This window comes from Streptomyces viridosporus T7A, assembly GCF_008704515.1.
Taxonomy (GTDB): Bacteria; Actinomycetota; Actinomycetes; order Streptomycetales; family Streptomycetaceae; genus Streptomyces; species Streptomyces viridosporus.
This window is the reverse complement of the sequence record NZ_CP023700.1, coordinates 1,664,164-1,688,767: the sequence shown is the minus strand read 5'-3', so window position 1 is coordinate 1,688,767 and position 24,604 is coordinate 1,664,164. Positions and strand designations below refer to the sequence as shown.

Here is a 24,604-nt window from a genome sequence, read left to right as displayed (position 1 = left end):
GGGATGACATGAGCGCTGACGGTCAGGGGAGAAGCCACTGGTTCGACGACGAGGCCGGGCCGGTCGTCCGTCCGTACGCCATGACGCGGGGCCGCACCACCAGTGCGGCCCAGCACCGCCTCGACCTGATCGCGGTGGTCGTCACGGAACGCCACGCCGACGACCCGGAGACGGACCCGACGCTCTCCCCGGAGCACGTGGACATCGTCGAACTGTGCCGTGACACCCCGCAGACGGTCGTCGAACTCGCCGCCGAACTCGATCTGCCGGTCGGAGTGGTCCGGGTCCTGGTCGGAGACCTCGTCGACACCGAATTCGTCCACGTGAACCGGCCCGTACCCCCGGCCGAACTGCCGGACGAGAGTATTCTGCGCGACGTGATCGCCGGTCTCCGGGCACTGTGACCGGCGCGGAAGCGGGGTACTGACATGGCAGGCTGGCAATTCTGGATCGACCGGGGCGGCACCTTCACCGACATCGTCGCGCGGCGCCCGGACGGTCGGCTGCTCACGCACAAACTGCTGTCGGACACCCCCGCCCTCCGGCGCTCCGGGCCCCGCCCGGACGCCGGGGCACCCGTCGCCGACGCGGCCGTCGCGGGCATCCGCGCGCTGCTGGCCGCGGCCGGCGAGCCCGCCGGTACGGGCGACGCCGTCGACGCCGTGCGCATGGGCACCACGGTCGCCACCAACGCCCTCCTCGAGCGCAAGGGCGAACGCACCCTGCTGATCACCACCCGCGGCTTCCGCGACGCCCTGCGCATCGCCTACCAGAACCGCCCCCGGATCTTCGCCCGCCGCATCGACCTGCCCGACCAGCTGTACGAACGGGTCGTCGAGGTGGACGAGCGCATCGCCGCCGACGGCACCGTCCTGCGCCCCCCGGACCTGGACGCCCTCACCGAACCGCTGCGGCAGGCGTACGACGACGGGATCCGGGCCGTCGCCGTGGTCTGCCTGCACAGCCACCTCCACCCCGCCCACGAGCGGGCGATCTGGGAACTCGCCGCCCGTGCCGGATTCCCGCAGATCTCGCTGTCCAGCGAGGTCAGCCCGCTGATGAAGCTCGTCCCGCGCGGTGACACCGCCGTGGTCGACGCCTACCTCTCGCCCGTGCTGCGCCGCTACGTACGGCACGTCGCCGACGCCCTCGAAGGCGTACGGCTGATGTTCATGCAGTCCAACGGCGGACTCGCCGAGGCCGGGCAGTTCCGCGGCAAGGACGCCGTCCTGTCCGGGCCGGCCGGCGGCATCGTCGGCATGGCGCGCATGTCGCAGCGCGCCGGCCACGACCGCGTCATCGGCTTCGACATGGGCGGCACCTCCACCGACGTCTCGCACTTCGCGGGCGAGTACGAACGCGTCTTCACCACACAGATCGCCGGCGTCCGGCTGCGCGCGCCCATGCTGGACATCCACACCGTGGCCGCCGGCGGCGGCTCGGTCCTCCACTTCGACGGCTCCCGCTACCGGGTGGGGCCGGACTCGGCGGGCGCGGACCCGGGCCCCGCCTGCTACCGGCGCGGCGGCCCGCTCGCCGTCACCGACGCCAACGTCATGCTCGGCCGTATCCCCCCCGACCACTTCCCCGCGGTGTTCGGCCCGGAGGGCGACCAGTCCCTCGACGCCGCACTCGTCCGGGAGCGCTTCACCGCCCTCGCCCGGGACATCCGTGAGCGGACGGGCGACGACCGCACCCCGGAGCAGGTCGCCGAGGGCTATCTGCAGATCGCCGTCGCCAACATCGCGGGCGCCGTGAAGCGGATCTCCGTGCAGAAGGGCCACGACATCACCCGCTACACCCTCACCACCTTCGGCGGTGCGGGCGGACAGCACGCGTGCAGGGTCGCCGACTCCCTCGGCATCCGCACCGTCCTCGTCCCGCCCATGGCGGGTGTCCTGTCCGCACTCGGCATCGGCCTCGCCGACACCACGGCCATGCGCGAGCGCTCCGTCGAGGCACCCCTCGGACCCGACGCGATGCCCGGCGTCCGCACGGTCGCCGACGACCTGGAGGCGGCCGCCCGCGCCGAACTCCTCGCCGAGGACGTCCCCGAGGAGCGGATCGAGGTCACCCGCCGCGCCCAGCTGCGCTACGACGGGACCGACACCACCCTCACCGTCGAGCTGACCGAGCCCGACGCGATGCGCCGCGTCTTCGAGGAACGTCATCGCACCACGTACTCCTTCACGCTCGACCGGCCGATCGTCGTCGAAGCCCTCTCCGTCGAAGCCACCGGCATCACCGACCCCCCCGATCTCTCCGCCCTGGCCCCCGGCGAGCGCTCCTTCGGAAGCAGTCCCGCCGCCCCGCGGACCGTCCGCCTCCACACCGGCGGTGCCTGGCGGGACGTGCCCCTCCACCGCCGCGAGGACCTTCCCCCCGGCGACACCGTCACCGGCCCGGCGATCATCACCGAGGCCGGTGCGACGACGGTCGTCGACGACGGCTGGCGAGCCGCGGCGACCGACGACGGGCATCTGCTCATGGAACGCACCGCGGTTACGCAGAGTTCCGATCTCGACACGAAAGTCGACCCCGTCCTGCTCGAGGTCTTCAACAACCTCTTCATGTCCATCGCCGAGCAGATGGGCGCCCGCCTCGAGTCCACCGCCCAGTCCGTCAACATCAAGGAACGCCTGGACTTCTCCTGCGCCCTCTTCGACCCGGACGGGAACCTGGTGGCCAACGCCCCGCACATCCCCGTCCACCTGGGCTCGATGGGCACCAGTGTCAAAGAGGTCATCCGACGGCGCGGCCCGACCATGCGCCCCGGCGACACCTACGCCGTCAACGACCCGTACCACGGCGGCACCCATCTGCCCGACGTCACCGTGATCACCCCGGTCTTCGGCAGCGGGCCGACCGGCGACACGGACCGTGACCACGAGGTCCTCTTCCACGTCGCCTCCCGCGGCCACCACGCCGAGATCGGCGGCATCGCCCCGGGCTCCATGCCGGCCGGGAGCCGCACCATCGACGAGGAGGGCGTCCTCCTCGACGACTGGCTGCTCACCGAGAACGGCCGCTTCCGCGAGGAGGAGACCCTCCGGCTCCTGACCGGGGCGCCCCACCCGTCCCGCGACCCGGAGACCAACCTCGCCGACCTGCGGGCCCAGATCGCCGCCAACCGCAAGGGCGTCGACGAGGTCGGCCGCATGATCGAGGACTTCGGCCTCGACGTCGTCCAGGCGTACATGAAGCACGTCCAGGACAACGCCGAGGAGGCGGTGCGCCGCGTCATCGACACCCTCGACGACGGCGAGTACGCCTACGAGACCGACTCGGGCGCCGTCATCCGCGTGCGGGTGCGCGTGGACCGTGCGAGCCGCTCGGCGACCATCGACTTCACCGGCACGTCCGCCCAGCTGCCCACCAACTTCAACGCCCCGCTCTCGGTCGTCAACGCGGCCGTCCTGTACGTCTTCCGCACACTGGTCGCCGACGACATCCCGCTCAACGACGGCTGCCTGCGCCCGCTGAGGATCGTCGTGCCGCCCGGCTCCATGCTGGCGCCCGAGCCGCCGGCCGCGGTCGTCGCCGGCAACGTGGAGACCTCCCAGGCCATCACCGGCGCCCTGTACGCGGCGCTCGGCGTCCAGGCCGAGGGCTCCGGCACGATGAACAACGTCACCTTCGGCAACGCGCGCCACCAGTACTACGAGACCGTCGCCTCCGGCTCGGGCGCGGGAGACGGCTTCCCCGGCGCGTCCGTCGTGCAGACGCACATGACCAACTCGCGGCTCACCGACCCCGAGGTCCTGGAGTGGCGGCTGCCCGTCCGCCTCGAGGAGTTCGCGGTGCGCCGCGGCAGCGGCGGTGCCGGACGGTGGCGCGGCGGGGACGGAGCCGTGCGCCGCATCCGCTTCCTGGAGCCCATGACCGTCTCCACCCTGTCCCAGCACCGCAGGGTCCCTCCGTACGGCATGGCCGGCGGTGCGCCCGGCGCGCCGGGCGCCAACCGGGTCGAACGGGCGGACGGCACGGTCACCCGGCTCGCCGGAAGCGACTCGGCGGACGTCGGCCCCGGCGACGTACTCGTCATCGAAACCCCCGGCGGCGGAGGATACGGCCCGCCGTCCGACCCCCATCGAGCAGGAGAAGAGATCGATGATCCTCGGGCGCTCTGAGCGCGGCAAGCCCCCGATCGAGCCCCTCACGCTCAAGATCCTGGTGGCCGGCGGCTTCGGCGTGGGCAAGACCACGCTCGTCGGCGCGGTCAGCGAGATCAGGCCGCTGCGCACCGAGGAACTGCTCACCGAGGCGGGGCGCCCGGTCGACGACATCAGCGGTGTGGAGGCCAAGAACACCACCACCGTGGCCATGGACTTCGGCCGCATCACGCTGCGCGAGGACCTGGTGCTGTACCTCTTCGGCACGCCCGGCCAGGAGCGGTTCTGGTTCATGTGGGACGAGCTCGCCGAGGGCGCGCTCGGCGCGGTCGTGCTCGCGGACACCCGGCGCCTGGAGGACTGCTTCGCGGCCATCGACTACTTCGAGCGGCGCTCCATACCGTTCCTCGTCGGAGTCAACTGCTTCGAGGGCGCCGCGCGGTACCCGGCCGACGACATCCGCCGCGCCCTCGACCTCGACGACCACGTACCGCTGCTGATGTGCGACGCCCGGGAGCGTGAATCGGTCAAGGAGGTCCTCGTCGGGGTCGTCCAGCACGCCATGACACAGGCCGCGCGGCACCGCCGGGCGGTCACCACCTGAGGCCGCCGGCCCGGCCCGGACCCGGCGGCCTCGGACACGGCCCGTACCCCACCGACCGGAGTACGGGTCGCGGTCCGGAAGGCCGCCGACCGCGACGGTTGTCGGCCGTGCGGTCGAATCCCTTCCCGCCCCGGCGGACGGTCCGCGCGGGGACGAAGCGGGCCGGGGTGCTTCCCCGGCGGAGCCCGCTCCTGATAGATGAAGGGGGCATGACACGACTTTCCGCAGCGGTGCGCGGCCTGGTCACCGCGCTCGCCGCCCTGCTGGCAACGACCGCCGCCTCCGCACCCGCCCGGGCGAAGCCCGAGCCCAGGGCGCCGGAGGACTTCGTGGCGCTGAGCAGCGTGGACCCGACGATCCTCCAGGAGATGCGCTACTTCACCCCGCACAACTTCGTGGGCGAGCCCGTCGACGGCTACCGGCAACCCCTGTGCATCCTCACCCGCCCCGCCGCCCAGGCCCTGCACACGGCCCAGCGGAAGCTGCTGCGCCGGGGCTACTCCCTCAAGGTGTACGACTGCTACCGGCCCCAGCGCGCCGTGGACCACTTCGTGCGCTGGGCCGAGGACCCCGACGACCAGGCGATGAAGGCCGAGTTCTACCCGAACGTCGACAAGAGCCGGTTGTTCGCCGACGGCTACATCGCGGAGAGATCCGGCCACAGCCGGGGCTCGACGGTGGACCTCACCCTCGTGAAGCTCCCCGCACGGCCGACCCCGCCCTACCGCCCCGGGCAGCCCCTGACGCCCTGCTTCGCCCCCGAGGACGAGCGGTTCCCCGACAACTCCGTCGACATGGGCACCGGATACGACTGCTTCGACACCCTCAGCCACACCCTCGACCCCCGTGTCCAAGGCGAGCAGCGCGCCAACCGACTCCTGCTCAAGGGCACCCTGGAGGACCTCGGGTTCGTGAACCTCGCCGAGGAGTGGTGGCACTACACCTTCAAGCCCGAACCCCACCCGGACACCTACTTCGACTTCCCGGTGTCCCGCAGGTCGCTCACCGGCCACCGCTGAGCGAGACCTTCTCAAGACGCCCCTCCCGCGATCGGATGCGGTCCGCTACAGTCCGCGCGTGTCCCGAACCCACACCCCCGTCCCCGACCCCGTTCCGGGCTCCCACTGCTCGAGCTGCGGCGCCCCCTTCGGAGAGGGCGTCTCCGGCTGGCCCCGCACCTGCCCGGCCTGCGGCACCGTGGCCTACCGCAACCCGCTGCCGGTCGCGGTGGCCCTGCAGCCCGTGTACGACACGGAAGGCACCGCCCTGGTCGTCATCACCCGGACCGTCGCCCCCGCACGCGGGGGCACGGCTCTGCCCGGCGGCTACATCGACGACCGTGAGGACTGGCGCCGGGCGGTCGTCCGCGAGCTCAGGGAGGAGACCGGCATCGACGCGGCGAGCCGCGACGTACGGCTCGCCGACGCGATGAGCTCACCCGACGGACACCTGCTGCTGTTCGGACTCCTACCGGAGCGGCCCGCCGAGAGCCTGCCGCCCTTCGCCGCCACCGACGAGACGCAGGAGCGGCGCCTCCTGCGCCGCCCGGCGGAACTCGCCTTCCCCCTGCACACCCTGGCCGTGCGGGCCTGGTTCGAGGGCCGCTACATCTGACCCCGGCCCGGTCCGAGCCCGCGGAAGCGCACCGGACAGGCCGGCGCGCCGGCGCCGTCCGCGCCCTCCCGCTCGACGACGAGCCGCGGACCGGCCCAGCGGACGGTGAGACGCTCGAGCTCCGGGTCCTCCCGTCCGTGGCCCGCGTCCGGCACGACCCACCCGCCGCCGGTCCGCCCCCGTGCGGGCGCCCACACCTCCAGCTCCGGCCCGCCGTCCTCTCCCCGCACGGGAAGAACGGCTCCCGCGCGCGCGAACACCGGAATCCGCTCCGGGGGCGCCTCGACCAGCACCCGGGCCGGTCCCTCGTACGCCCGCTCCGTCGCCGTGTCGTACCAGCGCCCCCGGGGCAGGGGAACGGTCCGCCGGTCCACCCCCGGAGCGAGCACCGGCGCCACCAGCAGGAAGTCGCCCAGCAGGAACGCGTCCTCACAGTCGCGCAGAGCACGCTCCTCGGGAGCCGACCACCACAGCGGCCGCACGTAGGGGGCCCCGGTGCGCCGGGCCAGATGCGCCAGCGTCATGAAGTACGGCAGCAGCCGCCGGCGCTCGACGAGGGCCGCGCGCGCGTGCTCCAGGACCTCGGCACCGAACCCCCACGGCTCCCCGCGCCCCGCGCACGGACCGGTGTGCGTGCGCAACAACGGCAAGTAGGCGCCCAGTTGGAGCCGGCGCAGGTACAGCTCGGGCGGCGGATCCCCGTCGAAGCCGCCGAGGTCCGGCCCCGAACAGGGGACGCCGCACAGTCCCAGTCCCAGGACCAGCGCCAGCCCCGCACGCAACCCGGCCCACCCCGTCGCCGCACCCCCCGGCCAGGTCCCGCCGTAACGCTGCATACCGGCCCACCCGGAGCGCGAGAAGACGAACGGCCGCTCGTGGGGCGCCGGATCCCGCACCCCCTCGAACGCCGCTTCGGCCATGCACAGCGCGTACACGTTGTGCGCCTCGCGATGGTCGCCGGCCCGTCCGTCCAGGGCGTGGCGGGCCGAGCGCGGGAGCGTCGGCTCCCCGAAGGCCGTGAACGACGTCGGTTCGTCCAGGTCGTGCCGGAAACCGGCGAACCCCCGCGCCAGGCTCTCCGCGTACAGCCCGCCCCACCACGCACGCACGCGCGGGTGCGTGAAATCCGGGAAGACCGCGTCCCCCGGCCACGCGACTCCCCGCACGACCTCCCCGGAGGAGTCCCGCACGAACGCGTCCAGGGCCGTCCCCTCGTCGTACACGGCGTCGCCGGGCACGGCCCCGACCGCCGGGCCGACGACCGACACCAGCCGGATTCCGTCGCGGCGCAGCTCGTCGGCGAGGACCGGCAGCTCGGGGAACCGCTCCCGGCCGACGGTGAACACCTGACGGGCGTCGAAGCGGCCGGCACCGAGGTGCACGGCGTCGACCGGCAGCCCGTGCTCCCGGTGGCCCGCGACGACCCTCCGCACCTCCTCCTCCCCGCCGAGGCCCTCGTACGCGAGATGGTGGCCGAGCGCCCACACGGGCGGGAGCGCGGGCGCACCGGTGAGCGACGCCCAGGCGAGCAGCACGCGCGCGGGAGTGCCCACCATCACCCAGCAGCGCAGAGGACCGCCGTCCATCCGCAGCTCACTCGTCCCGGCCCGGTCGTGACCGGAACCGGCGCCCTCCTCCCCCTCCCGCAGCGTCACGGTGCCGTCCCACGAACTGTCGTGGAACACCAGGTGCGTACCCGCGTCGGCCACCACCAGCTGCACCGGCATCGTGATGCTCGACGGATCGTCGCCGGGCCCGAAGACCCGGCCGGGGGCGGTGTTCCACAACCGGTACGTGCCGTCCCGCAGCCGGGGACCCACCGCACGCCCCCCGAGCCCGAAGAAGCGGGCGTCCGCCGGCACCTCCGAGCGCTGCCCCCAGCGCGCCGCGCCGCCGCCCACCGGCTCCCACCACCGCGGCGGCAGATCACGCCGCAGCGTCACACCCCCGGGGGTGAGCACCTCCACGGCGCCGTGCCGTGAGACGGCCACCGTCACCCGCTCGGCCACCACCCGCCAGCCGCCGTCCTTGTCCGGCTCCAGCGCCGCCCGCGGATCCGGCTCGGGACAGCGGCCGGCCAGCGCGTGGGACGGTGTCGGAGCCGCCCCGTCCCACCCCCAGAAGACGGCCCCGTTCACCGCGACGAGGATCCGCAGCTCCGAACGATCGAACCGGACGACGCCGCCACCGGGCTCCGCCTCCACCTCCCGCACGGTCCCGGGCACCCGCGCCCGCTCCGGCCCGCGCGGCGGCAGCCCGGTGGCGTCGGTCCGCCGCCTGCGCCACGCTGCCCGTACGGTACGCAACCCCTGGGCCGCCCCCACCGAACCGACCGATTTCACCGAACGCACCAGGTCACGACCGTCCATGTTGCTCACCCTGCCATTGACCGCATCCCGCATGCGTCTCGTTCAACTGCCGTTCATCCGCGATCGGACCACATCCTCATGACACGGACTATGCGGGGGCACCCTGGTGCGGAAGTCGATCACATGGCATCGTCCCTCTCAGCCGCGTCACGCGCACACCCCCGCTCGTGCGCGCAGACGCACACGACGCGTACAGTCCGGGAGCCGCCCCATGTCGACCGTGAACCCCCAGCCGCTCTGGCAGCCGGATCCGGAACGTATCGCCCGAGCACGGATCACCAGGTTCCAGGCGTGGGCCGCCGAGCACCACGGCGCCCCCGCCGACGGCGGGTACGCGGCGCTGCACCGCTGGTCCGTCGACGAGCTGGACACCTTCTGGAAAGCGGTCACGGAGTGGTTCGACGTCCGCTTCGCGACCCCCTGCGCGCGCGTGCTGGGCGACCGCTCGATGCCGGGCGCCCAGTGGTTCCCCGGAGCGACCCTGAACTACGCCGAGCACGCGTTGCGCGCGGCCGCGTCCCGCGCCGACGAACCGGCCCTCCTGTACGTCGACGAGACCCACGACCCGAGCCCCGTCACCTGGACCGAGCTGCGCCGCCAGGTCGGCTCCCTCGCGGCCGAGCTGCGCTCCCTGGGAGTACGCCCCGGGGACCGGGTCAGCGGCTACCTCCCGAACATCCCGCAGGCCGTCGTCGCCCTCCTCGCCACCGCGGCCGTGGGCGGCGTCTGGACCTCCTGCGCGCCCGACTTCGGCGCCCGCAGCGTCCTCGACCGCTTCCAGCAGGTCGAACCGGTCGTCCTGTTCACCGTCGACGGCTACCGCTACGGCGGCAAGGAGCACGACCGCCGCGACGTCGTCGCCGAACTGCGCCGCGAACTGCCCACCCTGCGCGCCGTCGTCCACATCCCGCTGCTCGGCACCGACGCCCCCCGGGGCGCACTGGACTGGTCGGCCCTCACCTCCGCGGACACGGAACCGGTCTTCGAGCAGGTGCCCTTCGACCACCCGCTGTGGGTGCTCTACTCCTCCGGCACCACCGGACTGCCCAAGGCGATCGTCCAGTCCCAGGGCGGCATCCTCGTCGAGCACCTCAAGCAGCTCGGCCTGCACTGCGACCTGGGCCCGGAGGACCGCTTCTTCTGGTACACCTCGACCGGCTGGATGATGTGGAACTTCCTCGTCTCCGGCCTGCTGACCGGAACGACGATCGTCCTGTACGACGGTAGCCCCGGCCACCCGGACACGGGCGCCCAGTGGCGGATCGCCGAACGGACCGGTGCCACCCTCTACGGCACCTCCGCCGCCTACGTCATGGCCTGCCGCAAGGCCGGCGTGCACCCCTCGCGCGACTTCGACCTCTCGGCGGTGAAGTGCGTCGCCACCACCGGGTCCCCGCTGCCCCCCGACGGCTTCCGCTGGCTGCACGACGAGGTCCGCGACGACCTGTGGATCGCCTCCGTCAGCGGTGGCACGGACGTGTGCTCCTGTTTCGCCGGAGCCGTACCGACCCTCCCCGTCCACGTGGGCGAGCTCCAGGCCCCCGGTCTGGGCACCGACCTGCAGTCCTGGGACCCGGACGGCAACCCCCTGATCGACGAGGTCGGCGAACTCGTCGTCACCAACCCCATGCCGTCCATGCCGGTCCGTTTCTGGAACGACCCCGACGGCAGCCGCTACCACGACAGCTACTTCGACACCTACCCCGGCGTGTGGCGGCACGGCGACTGGATCACCGTCACCTCCCGCGGCTCCGTCGTCATCCACGGCCGCTCCGACTCCACGCTCAACCGCCAGGGCGTCCGCATGGGATCGGCCGACATCTACGAGGCCGTCGAACGCCTCCCGGAGATCAAGGAGTGCCTCGTCATCGGCGTCGAGCAGCCCGACGGCGGCTACTGGATGCCCCTGTTCGTGCACCTGGCACCGGGAGCCGCCCTCGACGAGGACCTGCTGGACCGCATCAAGCGGACCATCCGCGAGCAACTGTCACCCCGCCACGTCCCCGACGAGATCATCGAGGTGCCCGGAATCCCCCACACCCTCACCGGCAAGCGCATCGAGGTGCCGGTCAAGCGACTCCTCCAGGGCACCCCCCTGGAGAAGGCGGTCAACCCGGGATCCATCGACAACCTCGACCTGCTCGGCTTCTACGAGGAACTGGCCCGCAAACGCGCCTGACCGCCCCCGGCGGGCGGCGCAGGCCCCCGCCGGTCGGCAGGCTCCGCGGTCGGCGCGCGCGGGAACCCCGCGTCACCGCCACCGCCCTCTTCGCACGCCGTTGTCAGTGCCGACGATTACTGTGAGTGAGCATTGATCGACCGTGCAGAGGGGGAGACATGGCGTACACCGACCACCGAACCTTGCGGCGTGTCCTGCGCCGCGAAATCGCAGGCACCATCGGCCTGCTGGCCGACGAGCACGACTTCCGGGCCATGCGGCACTACCGGAGCTTCGCCTTCGACGACCACGCCACCTACCTCAGGCACGTGGAGGCCGTCCTCAGAACACGCGCGCTGCAGGGAAGCCACACCACACTGGCCCTCTTCGACCCCGAGGAGTACACCGAGTTCTGCAGGGAAACGGGCCTCGACCCCGACAGCCGGAGCAGCCGCACCCGGTTCACGGCCGAGATCGCGACCACCGGACCCACGGTCCTCTACGAGGGCCAGCCCCTGGCCGATCTGCTGCCCACCCTCGTCGACGAGGCCGTTCGCCGGGCGACCTGGGAGTACGCGGCCACGCTCCTCGCCCGCCTCGGTCCCTGCGCCTCGTGCGGCGAGGACCTGGGCCGCGCCGCCTTCGCCCGCGCCTCCCGCCTCCTCGCCCGCATCCTCGACACGGCCCCACCCGGCGACCGGCACCTCGTGTGCAGCGTCTCCGGACCGCCCGAGGCCCTCACCGCCGTCCTCCACGCCGACGACAGCGCCGGCCGCGGCGAACCGGACGCGGCCGAAGCCCTCGAGTTCACCACCGTCCTGGCCGTCGGTCTCGCCACCGAGCGCCCCGGCGGACTGGTCATGCGCACCAGCTCACCCGGCGCCCACGACCGCGTCCACGGCTGGCGCCTGCGCGCCCACGGCCTCGAACCCCTCACCGCCGGAGAGGTCTTCGACGCCTACTGCACCGACGTCGAGTCCGGTGACCTCATCGCCCCGGAGTCCAACGTCGACTACTGCGCGCCGCCCGACCTCGGGGAAGAAGAGGGCCCGGACCCGGCCCACCGCCACTGAACCGCGGAGCCGGAGAGGGGCGCCCCACCTGCGGTGGGGCGCCCCTCGGGGAAACCGACTGCCTTCCGGAGCTGTCCGGCTACTCGCCCGAGAGCACCGCCCGGGCGGCGTCACGTGCCTCCTCGGCACTGTCCGCCGCCCGGGCCGCGGCAGCGGCCCGCTCGCACTGCGCCAGCGTGAACTTCGCCAGCGTCGCCCGTACGTAGGGGAGGGACGCCGCACCCATGGAGAGAGAGGTGACTCCCAGACCGGTCAGCACACAGGCGAGCAGCGGGTCCGACGCGGCCTCGCCGCAGACGCCGCAGCTCTTGCCCTCGGCCTTCGCCGCCTCCGCGGACAGCGCCACCAGGTCGAGCAGCGCGGGCTGCCACGGGTCCTGCAGCCGGGAGACGGCCCCCACCTGGCGGTCGGCGGCGAACGTGTACTGCGCGAGGTCATTGGTCCCCAGCGACAGGAACTCCACCTCCCGCAGGATCGAGCGCGCCCGCAGCGCGGCCGAGGGGATCTCGACCATCGCACCGAACTTCGCCCGCAGCCCCGCCGCACGGCACGCGTCCGCGAACGCCTTGGCGTCGGCCCGGTCCGCGACCATCGGGGCCATGACCTCGAGGTGGACGGGCAGCCCCTCCGCGGCCTTCGCCAGCGCCGTCAGCTGGGTGTGCAGCACCTCGGGGTGGTCGAGCAGCGTGCGCAGACCGCGCACGCCCAGCGCCGGGTTCGGCTCGTCGGCCGGCGTGAGGAAGTCCAGCGGCTTGTCCGCGCCCGCGTCCAGCACACGCACCACCACACGGCCCTCGGGGAACGCCTCGAGCACCTGCCGGTACGCCGCGACCTGCTTCTCCTCGGAAGGAGCGTTCTCGTTGTCGTCCAGGAAGAGGAACTCCGTGCGGAAGAGGCCCACGCCCTCCGCGCCCGCTTCGACAGCGGCCGCCACATCCGCCGGGCCCCCTATGTTGGCCAGCAGCGGCACCTTGTGGCCGTCTGCGGTCGCGCCGGGCCCGGTCGACGCCGACAGCGCCGCCCTGCGCTCGGCCGCAGCCGCCTCCAGCTGTGCCTTCTTCTCCTCGCTCGGGTTCACGAAGATCTCACCGCTGCTGCCGTCGATCGCTATCACGGTGCCCTCGGCGAGTTCGCCGGCACCCGGCAGGGCGACCACGGCGGGTACACCGAGCGCACGCGCCAGGATCGCGCTGTGACTGGTGGGCCCGCCCTCCTCGGTCACGAAACCGAGCACCAGGGTCGGGTCCAGCAGCGCCGTGTCCGCGGGAGCGAGGTCCCGGGCCACGAGAACGTACGGCTCGTCGCTGTCCGGCACCCCCGGCATCGGCACCCCGAGCAGCCGCGCGACGATACGGTTCCGCACGTCGTCGAGGTCGGCCACCCGACCCGCCAGATACTCACCGGCAGCCGCCAGCAGCTCGCGGTACGCGGCGAACGCGTCGTACACGGCACGCTCGGCGGTGCTGCCGACGGCGATACGCCGCTCCACGTCCGTCATCAGTTCGGGGTCCTGGGCCATCAAGGCCTGGGCCTCGAGCACCGCCTGGGCCTCGCCCCCCGCCAGATTGCCGCGCGCCGTCAAATCGGCGGCCACAGCCTCCACGGCCTTGCGGGCGCGCCCCTGTTCGCGCTTCGCCTCCTCCGCCGGGATCTGCTTGGCCGGCGGCTCGAGCACCGCCGTCCCCATGTGCCGGACCTCGCCGATCGCCACACCGTGGCTCACGCCGACGCCTCGCAGCGTTGTCTCCATCTCACCCGTCTCCCGTAGTGCGGCGGCTCCCGCCGCCCCGTTGGTCGTCCTGTTCGCCGTCCGGGACGGCGCCGGCGTCACTTCCAGAGGAAGAGACTGTCGCCCACCTTCACATCGCCGTCGTCACGAAGCTCGGAGAGGGCGTCCGCCGTGGCCTCGAGGGCCACGACCGGGCACACCGGGGACTTCCCGGTGGCCTCGACGGCGGCCGGGTTCCAGCGCACGATGCTCTGGCCGCGCTTGACGGTGTCGCCCTTGCTGACGAGCAGCTCGAAGCCCTCGCCGTTGAGCTGCACGGTGTCGATACCGAGGTGGGTGAGCACACCGTGGCCGCTCTCGTCGACGACGACGAACGCGTGCGGGTGCAGGGAGACGATGACGCCGTCCACGGGAGAGACGGCCTCGGAGGGCTCCCGGACGGGGTCGATCGCTGTACCCGGGCCGACCATGGCCCCGGAGAAGACGGGATCGGGTACGGACGCCAGTCCGATGGCCCGTCCTGCAAGCGGGGACGTCACGGTGGTCATGGGAAAGCCTCCCGGGGTGGAGATCTATAGGGGCGCCGTCACTGTTCCGGCCCGGACGGTGCGCTGTTCAGCAGCGTATGTCATATGACGTACCGGTTCCGGGCGGCAGGTCCAGATCAGAGGTCTAGACCACCCAGCCTAATGGATTTGCATGCGGTCCGCGACCCCGTGTACAGTCTTAAGTCCTGCCTGGGGCTGAGCGACGCAGCAAGCGTCCTCGCTCGGCAGAAAATATCGACTCGCTCAGATCCTAACTTCTGGATTCCTTTCTGCATGTCTGCAGAGCGGTGGTCAGAAGGCCGGAAAAACACTGATAGAGTCGGAAACGCAAGACCGAAGGGAAGCGCCCGGAGGAAAGCCCGGAGGGGTGAGTACGAAGGAAGCGTCCGTTCCTTGAGAACTCAACAGCGTGCCAAAAGTCAACGCCAGATATGTTGATACCCCGTCCATCGGGTACACCGATGGCCGAGGTTCCTTTGAAGAAACACAGCGAGGACGCTGTGAACGCCGGGACTATTCCTCCCGGCGTTCCGCTCCCGTGTTGTGTGCGCCCCGATCACGGGGAGACATTCACGGAGAGTTTGATCCTGGCTCAGGACGAACGCTGGCGGCGTGCTTAACACATGCAAGTCGAACGATGAACCATCTTCGGGTGGGGATTAGTGGCGAACGGGTGAGTAACACGTGGGCAATCTGCCCTGCACTTCGGGACAAGCCCTGGAAACGGGGTCTAATACCGGATACGACACCGGGAGGCATCTCCTCGGTGTGGAAAGCTCCGGCGGTGCAGGATGGGCCCGCGGCCTATCAGCTGGTTGGTGAGGTAACGGCTCACCAAGGCGACGACGGGTAGCCGGCCTGAGAGGGCGACCGGCCACACTGGGACTGAGACACGGCCCAGACTCCTACGGGAGGCAGCAGTGGGGAATATTGCACAATGGGCGCAAGCCTGATGCAGCGACGCCGCGTGAGGGATGACGGCCTTCGGGTTGTAAACCTCTTTCAGCAGGGAAGAAGCGCAAGTGACGGTACCTGCAGAAGAAGCGCCGGCTAACTACGTGCCAGCAGCCGCGGTAATACGTAGGGCGCGAGCGTTGTCCGGAATTATTGGGCGTAAAGAGCTCGTAGGCGGCCTGTCGCGTCGGTTGTGAAAGCCCGGGGCTCAACCCCGGGTCTGCAGTCGATACGGGCAGGCTAGAGTTCGGTAGGGGAGATCGGAATTCCTGGTGTAGCGGTGAAATGCGCAGATATCAGGAGGAACACCGGTGGCGAAGGCGGATCTCTGGGCCGACACTGACGCTGAGGAGCGAAAGCGTGGGGAGCGAACAGGATTAGATACCCTGGTAGTCCACGCCGTAAACGGTGGGCACTAGGTGTGGGCGACATTCCACGTCGTCCGTGCCGCAGCTAACGCATTAAGTGCCCCGCCTGGGGAGTACGGCCGCAAGGCTAAAACTCAAAGGAATTGACGGGGGCCCGCACAAGCGGCGGAGCATGTGGCTTAATTCGACGCAACGCGAAGAACCTTACCAAGGCTTGACATACACCGGAAAACCGTGGAGACACGGTCCCCCTTGTGGCCGGTGTACAGGTGGTGCATGGCTGTCGTCAGCTCGTGTCGTGAGATGTTGGGTTAAGTCCCGCAACGAGCGCAACCCTTGTCCCGTGTTGCCAGCAGGCCCCTTCGGGGGTGCTGGGGACTCACGGGAGACCGCCGGGGTCAACTCGGAGGAAGGTGGGGACGACGTCAAGTCATCATGCCCCTTATGTCTTGGGCTGCACACGTGCTACAATGGCCGGTACAATGAGCTGCGATACCGCGAGGTGGAGCGAATCTCAAAAAGCCGGTCTCAGTTCGGATTGGGGTCTGCAACTCGACCCCATGAAGTCGGAGTCGCTAGTAATCGCAGATCAGCACTGCTGCGGTGAATACGTTCCCGGGCCTTGTACACACCGCCCGTCACGTCACGAAAGTCGGTAACACCCGAAGCCGGTGGCCCAACCCCCCTGGGGAGGGAGCCGTCGAAGGTGGGACTGGCGATTGGGACGAAGTCGTAACAAGGTAGCCGTACCGGAAGGTGCGGCTGGATCACCTCCTTTCTAAGGAGCACTTCTCACCGCGTCCCTTAGGGATCGCGGTCAGAGGCCAGCATGCGGGCGCACGTCCCGCACTGGTTGCTCATGGGTGGAACGTTGACTACTCGGCACGGTCCAGGACGGACCAGGCGCTAGTACTGCCCCTGCGGGGCGTGGAACGCGGATCTGGTCGGCCGGCCGTGTCGGGCACGCTGTTGGGTGTCTGAGGGCACGGCCGCCAGGCCGGGTCTTCGGTCGCCGGCCCCGGTGCAGCACCGCGTGAGCGGTGTGTGACGGGTGGCTGGTCGTTGTTTGAGAACTGCACAGTGGACGCGAGCATCTGTGGCCAAGTTTTTAAGGGCGCACGGTGGATGCCTTGGCACCAGGAACCGATGAAGGACGTGGGAGGCCACGATAGGCCCCGGGGAGCCGTCAACCAGGCTGTGATCCGGGGGTGTCCGAATGGGGAAACCCGGCAGTCGTCATGGGCTGTCACCCGCTGCTGAACACATAGGCAGCGCGGAGGGAACGCGGGGAAGTGAAACATCTCAGTACCCGCAGGAAGAGAAAACAACCGTGATTCCGGGAGTAGTGGCGAGCGAAACCGGACGAGGCCAAACCGCAGGCGTGTGAGACCCGGCAGGGGTTGCGCATGCGGGGTTGTGGGATCTCTCTTCCACGGTCTGCCGGCCGTGGGACGAGTCAGAAACCGTTGGCGTAGGCGAAGGACATGCGAAAGGTCCGGCGCAGAGGGTAAGACCCCCGTAGCCGAAACGTCAGCGGCTCGTTGGAGAGACACCCAAGTAGCACGGGGCCCGAGAAATCCCGTGTGAATCCGGCGGGACCACCCGCCAAGCCTAAATATTCCCTGGTGACCGATAGCGGAGAGTACCGTGAGGGAATGGTGAAAAGTACCCCGGGAGGGGAGTGAAATAGTACCTGAAACCGTGTGCCTACAAGCCGTGGGAGCGTCGCGTTGAGTGCTTGCGCTCAACGTCGTGACTGCGTGCCTTTTGAAGAATGAGCCTGCGAGTTTGCGGTGTGTTGCGAGGTTAACCCGGGTGGGGAAGCCGTAGCGAAAGCGAGTCCGAACAGGGCGGTTTCAGTAGCACGCTCAAGACCCGAAGCGGAGTGATCTAGCCATGGGCAGGTTGAAGCGGAGGTAAGACTTCGTGGAGGACCGAACCCACCAGGGTTGAAAACCTGGGGGATGACCTGTGGTTAGGGGTGAAAGGCCAATCAAACTCCGTGATAGCTGGTTCTCCCCGAAATGCATTTAGGTGCAGCGTCGTGTGTTTCTTGCCGGAGGTAGAGCACTGGATAGGCGATGGGCCCTACCGGGTTACTGACCTTAGCCAAACTCCGAATGCCGGCAAGTGAGAGCGCGGCAGTGAGACCGTGGGGGATAAGCTCCATGGTCGAGAGGGAAACAGCCCAGAGCATCGACTAAGGCCCCCAAGCGTACGCTAAGTGGGAAAGGATGTGGAGTCGCAGAGACAACCAGGAGGTTGGCTTAGAAGCAGCCACCCTTGAAAGAGTGCGTAATAGCTCACTGGTCTAGTGATTCCGCGCCGACAATGTAGCGGGGCTCAAGCGTACCGCCGAAGTCGTGTCATTGCGATATGTACCCCCAACGGGGATCGTGATGGGTAGGGGAGCGTCGTGTGCCGGGTGAAGCAGCCGCGGAAGCGAGTTGTGGACGGTTCACGAGTGAGAATGCAGGCATGAGTAGCGATTCACACGTGAGAAACGTGTGCGCCGATTGACTAAGGGTTCCTGGGTCAAGCTGATCTGCCCAGGGTAAGTCGGGACCTAAGGCGAGGCCGACAGGCGTAGTCGATGGACAACCGGTTGATATTCCGGTACCCGCGGTGCAGCGCCAGACACCGAATCCAGTGATGCTAAGCCCGTGAAGCCGCCGGCCGAGTCTTCGGACGAGGCCGGAGTGGTGGAGCCGGTGACCCGAGCTGGTAGTAGGTGAGTGATGGGGTGACGCAGGAAGGCAGTCCAGCCCGGGCGGTGGTTGTCCCGGGGTAAGGGTGTAGCCCGAGTGGTAGGCAAATCCGCCACTCATGGGGGTGAGACCTGATGCCGAGCCGATTGCGGCGAAGTGGATGATCCTATGCTGTCGAGAAAAGCCTCTAGCGAGTTGCACGGCGGCCCGTACCCGAAACCGACTCAGGTGGTCAGGTAGAGAATACCGAGGCGTTCGGGTGAACTATGGTTAAGGAACTCGGCAAAATGCCCCCGTAACTTCGGGAGAAGGGGGGCCATCACTGGTGATCCGGCTTTGCCCGGTGAGCTGGGGGTGGCCGCAGAGACCAGCGAGAAGCGACTGTTTACTAAAAACACAGGTCCGTGCGAAGCCGTAAGGCGAGGTATACGGACTGACGCCTGCCCGGTGCTGGAACGTTAAGGGGACCGGTCAGCTCCACTTCGGTGGGGCGAAGCTGAGAACTTAAGCGCCAGTAAACGGCGGTGGTAACTATAACCATCCTAAGGTAGCGAAATTCCTTGTCGGGTAAGTTCCGACCTGCACGAATGGCGTAACGACTTCTCGACTGTCTCAACCATAGGCCCGGTGAAATTGCACTACGAGTAAAGATGCTCGTTTCGCGCAGCAGGACGGAAAGACCCCGGGACCTTTACTACAGTTTGATATTGGTGTTCGGTTCGGCTTGTGTAGGATAGCTGGGAGACTGTGAAGCGGCCACGCCAGTGGTCGTGGAGTCGTCGTTGAAATACCAGTCTGGTCGTGCTGGATGTCTAACCTGGGTCCGTGATCCGGATCAGGGACAGTGTCTGATGGGTAGTTTAACTGGGGCGGTTGCCTCCTAAAGGGTAACGGAGGCGCCCAAAGGTTCCCTCAGCCTGGTTGGCAATCAGGTGGTGAGTGTAAGTGCACAAGGGAGCTTGACTGTGAGACCGACGGGTCGAGCAGGGACGAAAGTCGGGACTAGTGATCCGGCGGTGGCTTGTGGAAGCGCCGTCGCTCAACGGATAAAAGGTACCCCGGGGATAACAGGCTGATCTTCCCCAAGAGTCCATATCGACGGGATGGTTTGGCACCTCGATGTCGGCTCGTCGCATCCTGGGGCTGGAGTCGGTCCCAAGGGTTGGGCTGTTCGCCCATTAAAGCGGTACGCGAGCTGGGTTTAGAACGTCGTGAGACAGTTCGGTCCCTATCCGCTGTGCGCGCAGGAGTCTTGAGAAGGGCTGTCCCTAGTACGAGAGGACCGGGACGGACGAACCTCTGGTGTGCCAGTTGTCCTGCCAAGGGCATGGCTGGTTGGCTACGTTCGGGAGGGATAACCGCTGAAAGCATCTAAGCGGGAAGCCTGCTTCGAGATGAGGACTCCCACCCACTTGATGGGGTAAGGCTCCCAGCAGACGACTGGGTTGATAGGCCGGATCTGGAAGCACGGTAACGTGTGGAGGTGACCGGTACTAATAGGCCGAGGGCTTGTCCTCAGCTGCTCGCGTCCACTGTGTTGGTTCTGAAACCACGAACAGCCAACGGTTGTTGATTGTTTCATAGTGTTTCGGTGGTCATAGCGTAGGGGAAACGCCCGGTTACATTCCGAACCCGGAAGCTAAGCCCTACCGCGCCGATGGTACTGCAGGGGGGACCCTGTGGGAGAGTAGGACGCCGCCGAACTCCTTTTAGAGCCCTGGCTCTCGGACATACAACCCGAGAGCCAGGGCTTTTTTGTGTTGCGGTAAAGTCGGGGGGCATCATCGGCACATTTCTCACAGGAGGCTCCCGGGTGGAGGTCCAGGAGACGCGGATCCAGACGGACCGCGTCCTCACCATCCCGAACGTGCTCAGCATGGCGCGGCTAGTCGGCGTACCCCTCTTCCTGTGGCTGATCCTCAGGCCCGAGTTCGGTGGTCCGAAGAGTGACGGCTGGGCGCTCCTGGTGCTGGCGCTGAGCGGTGTCAGCGACTACCTGGACGGCAAGCTCGCGCGCCGGTGGAACCAGGTCAGCAGCCTCGGCCGGCTCCTCGATCCCGCGGCCGACCGGCTCTACATCCTCTCGACCCTGGTCGGTCTCACCTGGCGCGAGATCCTGCCGCTCTGGCTGACCGCCGTGCTCCTGGCACGTGAGCTCGTTCTGCTGGTGATGGTGGGCATCCTCCGGCGGCACGGCTATCCGCCGCCGCAGGTGAACTTCCTGGGGAAGGCCGCCACCTTCAACCTGATGTATGCCTTCCCGCTACTCCTGCTCAGTGACGGAACCGGCTGGATCTCGTCACTCGCTGCTATTTTCGGATGGGCGTTCGCCGGATGGGGTACAACCCTGTATTGGTGGGCAGGAGTTCTCTATGTGGTCCAAGTCCGCCGTCTGGTTCGTGCGGACGCTGTGGCTGATTGAACTCGCTGATTGACCCGCGCATGGTGGCGCGATGGCCCGCAGGGAAAATGTGCGGGACAATAGGGCGGGTGAAGTCGGTCAGACCGTCGTCTCTTAGAGGAGGACGCTTCCGACATGAAGGCCGTCGTGATGGCCGGGGGCGAAGGCACCCGTCTTCGTCCCATGACCTCAAGCATGCCCAAGCCGCTCCTGCCGGTGGCCAACCGGCCGATCATGGAGCACGTTCTGCGGCTGCTCAAAAGGCATGGGCTCAACGAAACCGTTGTGACCGTCCAGTTCCTGGCGTCGCTGGTCAAGAACTACTTCGGTGACGGCGAAGAGCTCGGAATGGAGCTCACCTATGCCAATGAGGAGAAGCCACTCGGTACCGCCGGAAGCGTCAAGAACGCCGAGGAGGCATTGAAGGACGATGCTTTTCTCGTCATCTCCGGCGACGCACTGACCGACTTCGATCTCACTGAGCTGATCAATTTCCACAAGGAAAAGGGTGCCCTGGTCACCGTCTGTCTGACCCGAGTGCCCAATCCGTTGGAATTCGGCATCACCATCGTGGACGAGGAGGGCAAGGTCGAGCGCTTCCTCGAGAAGCCGACCTGGGGCCAGGTCTTCTCCGACACGGTGAACACCGGTATCTACGTCATGGAGCCCGAGGTCTTCGACTACGTCGAGGCCGATGTGCCCGTCGACTGGTCCGGTGACGTCTTCCCCCAGCTGATGAAGGAGGGCAAGCCCGTCTACGGCTATGTCGCCGAGGGCTACTGGGAGGACGTCGGCACGCACGAGAGCTATGTGAAGGCGCAGGCCGACGTCCTCGAGGGCAAGGTCAATGTCGACCTCGACGGCTTCGAGATCTCCCCGGGCGTATGGGTGGCCGAGGGCGCCGAGGTGCATCCCGACGCCGTACTGCGGGGACCGCTGTACATCGGTGACTACGCCAAGGTGGAAGCCGGCGCCGAGCTCCGCGAGCACACCGTCGTGGGATCCAACGTCGTCGTGAAGAGCGGTGCCTTCCTGCACAAGGCCGTCGTCCACGACAACGTGTACGTCGGACCGCACAGCAATCTGCGCGGCTGTGTCGTCGGCAAGAACACCGACATCATGCGCGCGGCGCGGATCGAGGACGGCGCCGTCATCGGCGACGAGTGCCTGGTCGGTGAGGAATCGATCGTCCAGGGCAATGTGCGGGTCTATCCGTTCAAGACCATCGAGGCCGGTGCCTTCGTCAACACCTCGGTGATCTGGGAGTCGAGGGGGCAGGCGCACCTCTTCGGCGCCCGCGGCGTGTCCGGGATCCTGAACGTCGAGATCACGCCCGAACTCGCCGTGCGCCTGGCGGGTGCCTACGCGACGACGCTCAAGAAGGGCTCGACCGTCACCACGGCCCGCGACCACTCCCGCGGTGCCCGGGCACTGAAGCGGGCGGTCATCTCCGCGCTGCAGGCCAGCGCCATCGACGTGCGGGACCTGGAGAACGTGCCGCTGCCCGTGGCGCGGCAGCAGACCGCGCGGGGGAGCGCCGGCGGGATCATGATCCGGACCACGCCCGGGGTGCCGGACTCGGTCGACATCATGTTCTTCGACGGTCAGGGCGCCGACCTGTCGCAGGGCAGCCAGCGCAAGCTGGACCGGGTGTTCGCGCGGCAGGAGTACCGGCGTGCGTTCCCCGGTGAGATCGGTGATCTGCACTTCCCGGCGAGTGTCTTCGACTCGTACACCGGGTCGCTGCTGCGGAACGTCGACATCACCGGCATCGCGGAGGCCGGCCTGAAGGTGGTCGTGGACGCGTCCAACGGCAGCGCCGGCCTGGTGCTGCCGAGCCTGCTCGGCAAGCTGGGCGTCGACTCGCTGACCATCAACCCCGGCCTCGACGAGTCCAGGCCGACGGAGACGGCCGACATGCGGCGCTCGGGGCTGGTGCGCCTCGGGGAGATCGTGGCGTCCTCCGGTGCCGCGTTCGGCGTGCGGTTCGACCCCGTCGGTGAGCGGCTGTCCCTGGTCGACGAGAAGGGGCGGATCATCGAGGACGACCGGGCACTGCTGGTGATGCTCGACCTCGTCGCGGCCGAGCGGCGCAGCGGCCGGGTCGCGCTGCCGGTGACCACCACCCGGATCGCCGAACAGGTGGCGGCGTACCACGGCACCCAGGTCGAGTGGACGACGACCTCGCCCGGCGACCTCACCCGTGTGGGTGGCGAGGAAGGGACGATCTTCGGCGGTGACGGCAAGGGCGGTTTCATCGTTCCGGAGTTCAGCAGCGTCTACGACGGCACCGCGGCCTTCGTGCGGCTCATCGGACTGGTGGCGCGGACGCAGCTCACGCTCAGCCAGATCGACGCGCGCATCCCGCGGGCGCACGTGCTCAAGCGGGACCTGGCGACCCCGTGGGCCGTCAAGGGACTGGTGATGCGGCGGGTGGTCGAGGCGGCCGGGGACCGGTCCGTGGACACCACCGACGGCGTGCGCGTGGTGGAGGCGGACGGCCGCTGGGTGATGGTGCTGCCCGACCCGGCCGAGGCGGTCACCCACCTGTGGGCCGAAGGGCCCGACGACGCCTCCGCCCAGGCCCTGCTCGACGAGTGGTCGGCGGTCGTGGACAGCGCAGGGAGGTAGAACGGCCGGTACACGTGCGTGCCGGACAAGTGTCCCCAACGGGGCCTGTCCGGCACGCCGGTAGGGTCGTTCGAAAGCAGGGGCTGTGGCGTGCGACGATGTGCGGCATGCCGCAGCAACCCCCCGTTCGGAGCACGCCTCGGCGGTCCCCGCGTCCGGATGCGTCCATGTCGTTGATCACCAACGTCATGGACCACAGCCTCGACGACGGATACGCCGAGGCCGCCGCGCGGAAGAAGGCCGACGGCGACGGCGGCATGCCGAAGACCCTCAGGGCGAAGCTGGGGCTCGCCGCCGGCCTGGTGCTCGCCGCCCTGATCGTGACCGTCGGAGCCGCGCAGGCCCGGGTCGCGGCTCCCGTCGTCGCCAAGGAGCGCGAGGAGCTGATCGACCGGATCGACCGGGAGACCGAGGCGGCCGACGAGCTCGAGGACGACATCGACGAGCTGCGCGAGGACGTCGGCGCGCGGCAGCGCGAAGCGCTCCGGGACAGCGGCGGGAGCGACCGCTCCGAGCTGGTGGGCATCATGGCGGGAGCCGTCGCGGTGCACGGCCCCGGTGTGCGGCTCGTGGTGAACGACGCCAAGGACACGACCGCGGGCGGCGACGGCGACCCGCGGTCGACCTCCGGGTTCTCGGACACCGGACGGGTCCGTGACCGCGACCTGCAGCGCGTGGTCAACGGCCTGTGGGAGTCCGGTGCCGAGGCCGTCTCCATCAACGGGCAGCGGCTGACCGCCCTGTCGGCGATCAGGGCCGCCGGAGACGCGATACTGGTCGACAACAGGCCGCTGGTACCGCCGTACACGGTGCTCGCGGTGGGGGACGGCCCGCAGTTGAAGGACCGGTTCCGGAACAGTGCGGACGGGGTGTACCTGCACGTGCTGCAGGAGAACTACGACATCCGGACGGCCCTCTCCGTGGAGGAGGACCTCCGGCTGCCCGCCGCACCGAGTGTGATCGTACGTACCGCACAGCCGATAACCGAGAAGGGCACATCGTGATCGCCGTACTGGGCCTCGTCGTGGGAGTCGTGGCCGGACTGTTGGTCCGGCCCGAGGTTCCGGCGGTCGTCGAGCCTTATCTGCCGATCGCCGTCGTCGCGGCGCTCGACGCCGTGTTCGGAGGGCTGCGGGCCATGCTCGACGGCATCTTCGACGACAAGGTCTTCGTGGTGTCATTCCTGTCGAACGTGGTGGTCGCCGCGCTGATCGTGTTCCTCGGCGACAAGCTCGGTGTGGGGGCCCAGCTGTCCACGGGCGTCGTGGTCGTCCTCGGTATCCGTATCTTCTCCAACGCCGCGGCGATCCGCCGGCACGTCTTCCGGGCGTGAGG

General features: G+C 68.9%; 14 protein-coding genes and 3 rRNA genes. 14 read left to right on the top strand and 3 right to left on the bottom strand.

Going from position 1 to position 24,604, the window contains the following annotated elements; all coding sequences use genetic code 11:
• Nucleotides 1–8 precede the first annotated feature (8 nt).
• From CP969_RS07945 to CP969_RS07925, 5 genes are all read left to right on the top strand, one after another.
• Nucleotides 9–404 carry a DUF742 domain-containing protein gene (locus CP969_RS07945; protein ID WP_016827167.1) on the top strand — a complete coding sequence of 132 codons (396 nt, stop codon included), beginning with the start codon at nucleotides 9–11 and terminating at the stop codon, nucleotides 402–404.
• Between the two features lie 24 nt (nucleotides 405–428).
• Nucleotides 429–4,130, top strand: coding sequence for a hydantoinase B/oxoprolinase family protein (locus CP969_RS07940; RefSeq protein WP_016827168.1), 3,702 nt, complete (start codon nucleotides 429–431; stop codon nucleotides 4,128–4,130).
• Entirely contained in the window at nucleotides 4,111–4,716 is a 606-nt protein-coding gene (locus CP969_RS07935) for a GTP-binding protein (RefSeq protein ID WP_004990846.1), read from the top strand. Before CP969_RS07940 ends, CP969_RS07935 begins: the two co-directional genes overlap by 20 nt.
• Before the next feature lie 209 nt (nucleotides 4,717–4,925).
• Nucleotides 4,926–5,735, top strand: coding sequence for a M15 family metallopeptidase (locus tag CP969_RS07930; RefSeq protein WP_026085342.1), 810 nt, complete (start codon nucleotides 4,926–4,928; stop codon nucleotides 5,733–5,735).
• Between the two features lie 58 nt (nucleotides 5,736–5,793).
• Nucleotides 5,794–6,330 (top strand): NUDIX domain-containing protein, encoded by a 537-nt coding sequence (locus tag CP969_RS07925; RefSeq protein ID WP_004990849.1) that lies wholly within the window; start codon nucleotides 5,794–5,796, stop codon nucleotides 6,328–6,330.
• On the opposite strand, the gene CP969_RS07920 is transcribed toward CP969_RS07925, so the two are convergent.
• Nucleotides 6,321–8,699 carry a glycoside hydrolase family 31 protein gene (locus CP969_RS07920; protein WP_026085343.1) on the bottom strand — a complete coding sequence of 793 codons (2,379 nt, stop codon included), beginning with the start codon at nucleotides 8,697–8,699 and terminating at the stop codon, nucleotides 6,321–6,323. The genes CP969_RS07925 and CP969_RS07920 overlap by 10 nt on opposite strands.
• 211 nt (nucleotides 8,700–8,910) lie before the next feature.
• Here CP969_RS07920 and CP969_RS07915 point away from each other — a divergent pair, with 211 nt between their 5' ends.
• The gene (locus tag CP969_RS07915; protein ID WP_016827171.1) at nucleotides 8,911–10,878 is read left to right on the top strand and encodes an acetoacetate--CoA ligase; all 1,968 of its coding nucleotides are present in this window, start codon (nucleotides 8,911–8,913) and stop codon (nucleotides 10,876–10,878) included.
• A 158-nt stretch (nucleotides 10,879–11,036) separates the two neighbouring features.
• Nucleotides 11,037–11,930 (top strand): hypothetical protein, encoded by an 894-nt coding sequence (locus tag CP969_RS07910; RefSeq protein ID WP_016827172.1) that lies wholly within the window; start codon nucleotides 11,037–11,039, stop codon nucleotides 11,928–11,930.
• A gap of 79 nt (nucleotides 11,931–12,009) precedes the next feature.
• Here CP969_RS07910 and ptsP read toward each other — a convergent pair whose 3' ends face one another.
• Both ptsP and CP969_RS07900 read right to left on the bottom strand, forming a co-directional pair.
• A complete protein-coding gene (gene ptsP, locus CP969_RS07905) occupies nucleotides 12,010–13,680 on the bottom strand; it encodes a phosphoenolpyruvate--protein phosphotransferase (protein ID WP_004990856.1) in 1,671 nt (556 codons plus the stop codon).
• 77 nt (nucleotides 13,681–13,757) lie between these two features.
• Nucleotides 13,758–14,207, bottom strand: coding sequence for a PTS sugar transporter subunit IIA (locus tag CP969_RS07900; RefSeq protein WP_016827174.1), 450 nt, complete (start codon nucleotides 14,205–14,207; stop codon nucleotides 13,758–13,760).
• Between the two features lie 569 nt (nucleotides 14,208–14,776).
• On the opposite strand from CP969_RS07900, the gene CP969_RS07895 reads away from it, so the two are divergent.
• The 7 genes from CP969_RS07895 to CP969_RS07865 all read left to right on the top strand — a co-directional run bounded on the left by CP969_RS07895 (nucleotide 14,777) and on the right by CP969_RS07865 (nucleotide 24,602).
• Nucleotides 14,777–16,307, top strand: a 16S ribosomal RNA gene (locus tag CP969_RS07895).
• A 320-nt stretch (nucleotides 16,308–16,627) separates the two neighbouring features.
• Nucleotides 16,628–19,754 (top strand): 23S ribosomal RNA (locus CP969_RS07890).
• Nucleotides 19,755–19,824: 70 nt separating this feature from the next.
• Nucleotides 19,825–19,941: ribosomal RNA gene (rrf, locus tag CP969_RS07885) — 5S ribosomal RNA — on the top strand.
• The 16S, 23S and 5S rRNA genes sit together here, the layout of an rRNA operon.
• Before the next feature lie 109 nt (nucleotides 19,942–20,050).
• Complete coding sequence (locus tag CP969_RS07880) at nucleotides 20,051–20,659, top strand: CDP-alcohol phosphatidyltransferase family protein (RefSeq protein ID WP_004990866.1); 609 nt, start codon at nucleotides 20,051–20,053, stop codon at nucleotides 20,657–20,659.
• Between the two features lie 114 nt (nucleotides 20,660–20,773).
• Nucleotides 20,774–23,269: a mannose-1-phosphate guanyltransferase gene (locus CP969_RS07875; protein ID WP_004990867.1), complete on the top strand. Its 2,496-nt coding sequence runs from the start codon at nucleotides 20,774–20,776 to the stop codon at nucleotides 23,267–23,269.
• A 167-nt stretch (nucleotides 23,270–23,436) separates the two neighbouring features.
• Nucleotides 23,437–24,273: a DUF881 domain-containing protein gene (locus tag CP969_RS07870; RefSeq protein ID WP_016827175.1), complete on the top strand. Its 837-nt coding sequence runs from the start codon at nucleotides 23,437–23,439 to the stop codon at nucleotides 24,271–24,273.
• Entirely contained in the window at nucleotides 24,270–24,602 is a 333-nt protein-coding gene (locus CP969_RS07865) for a small basic family protein (protein ID WP_003988855.1), read from the top strand. The genes CP969_RS07870 and CP969_RS07865 overlap by 4 nt, the downstream gene beginning before the upstream one ends.
• The last annotated feature ends 2 nt before the right edge of the window (nucleotides 24,603–24,604 follow it).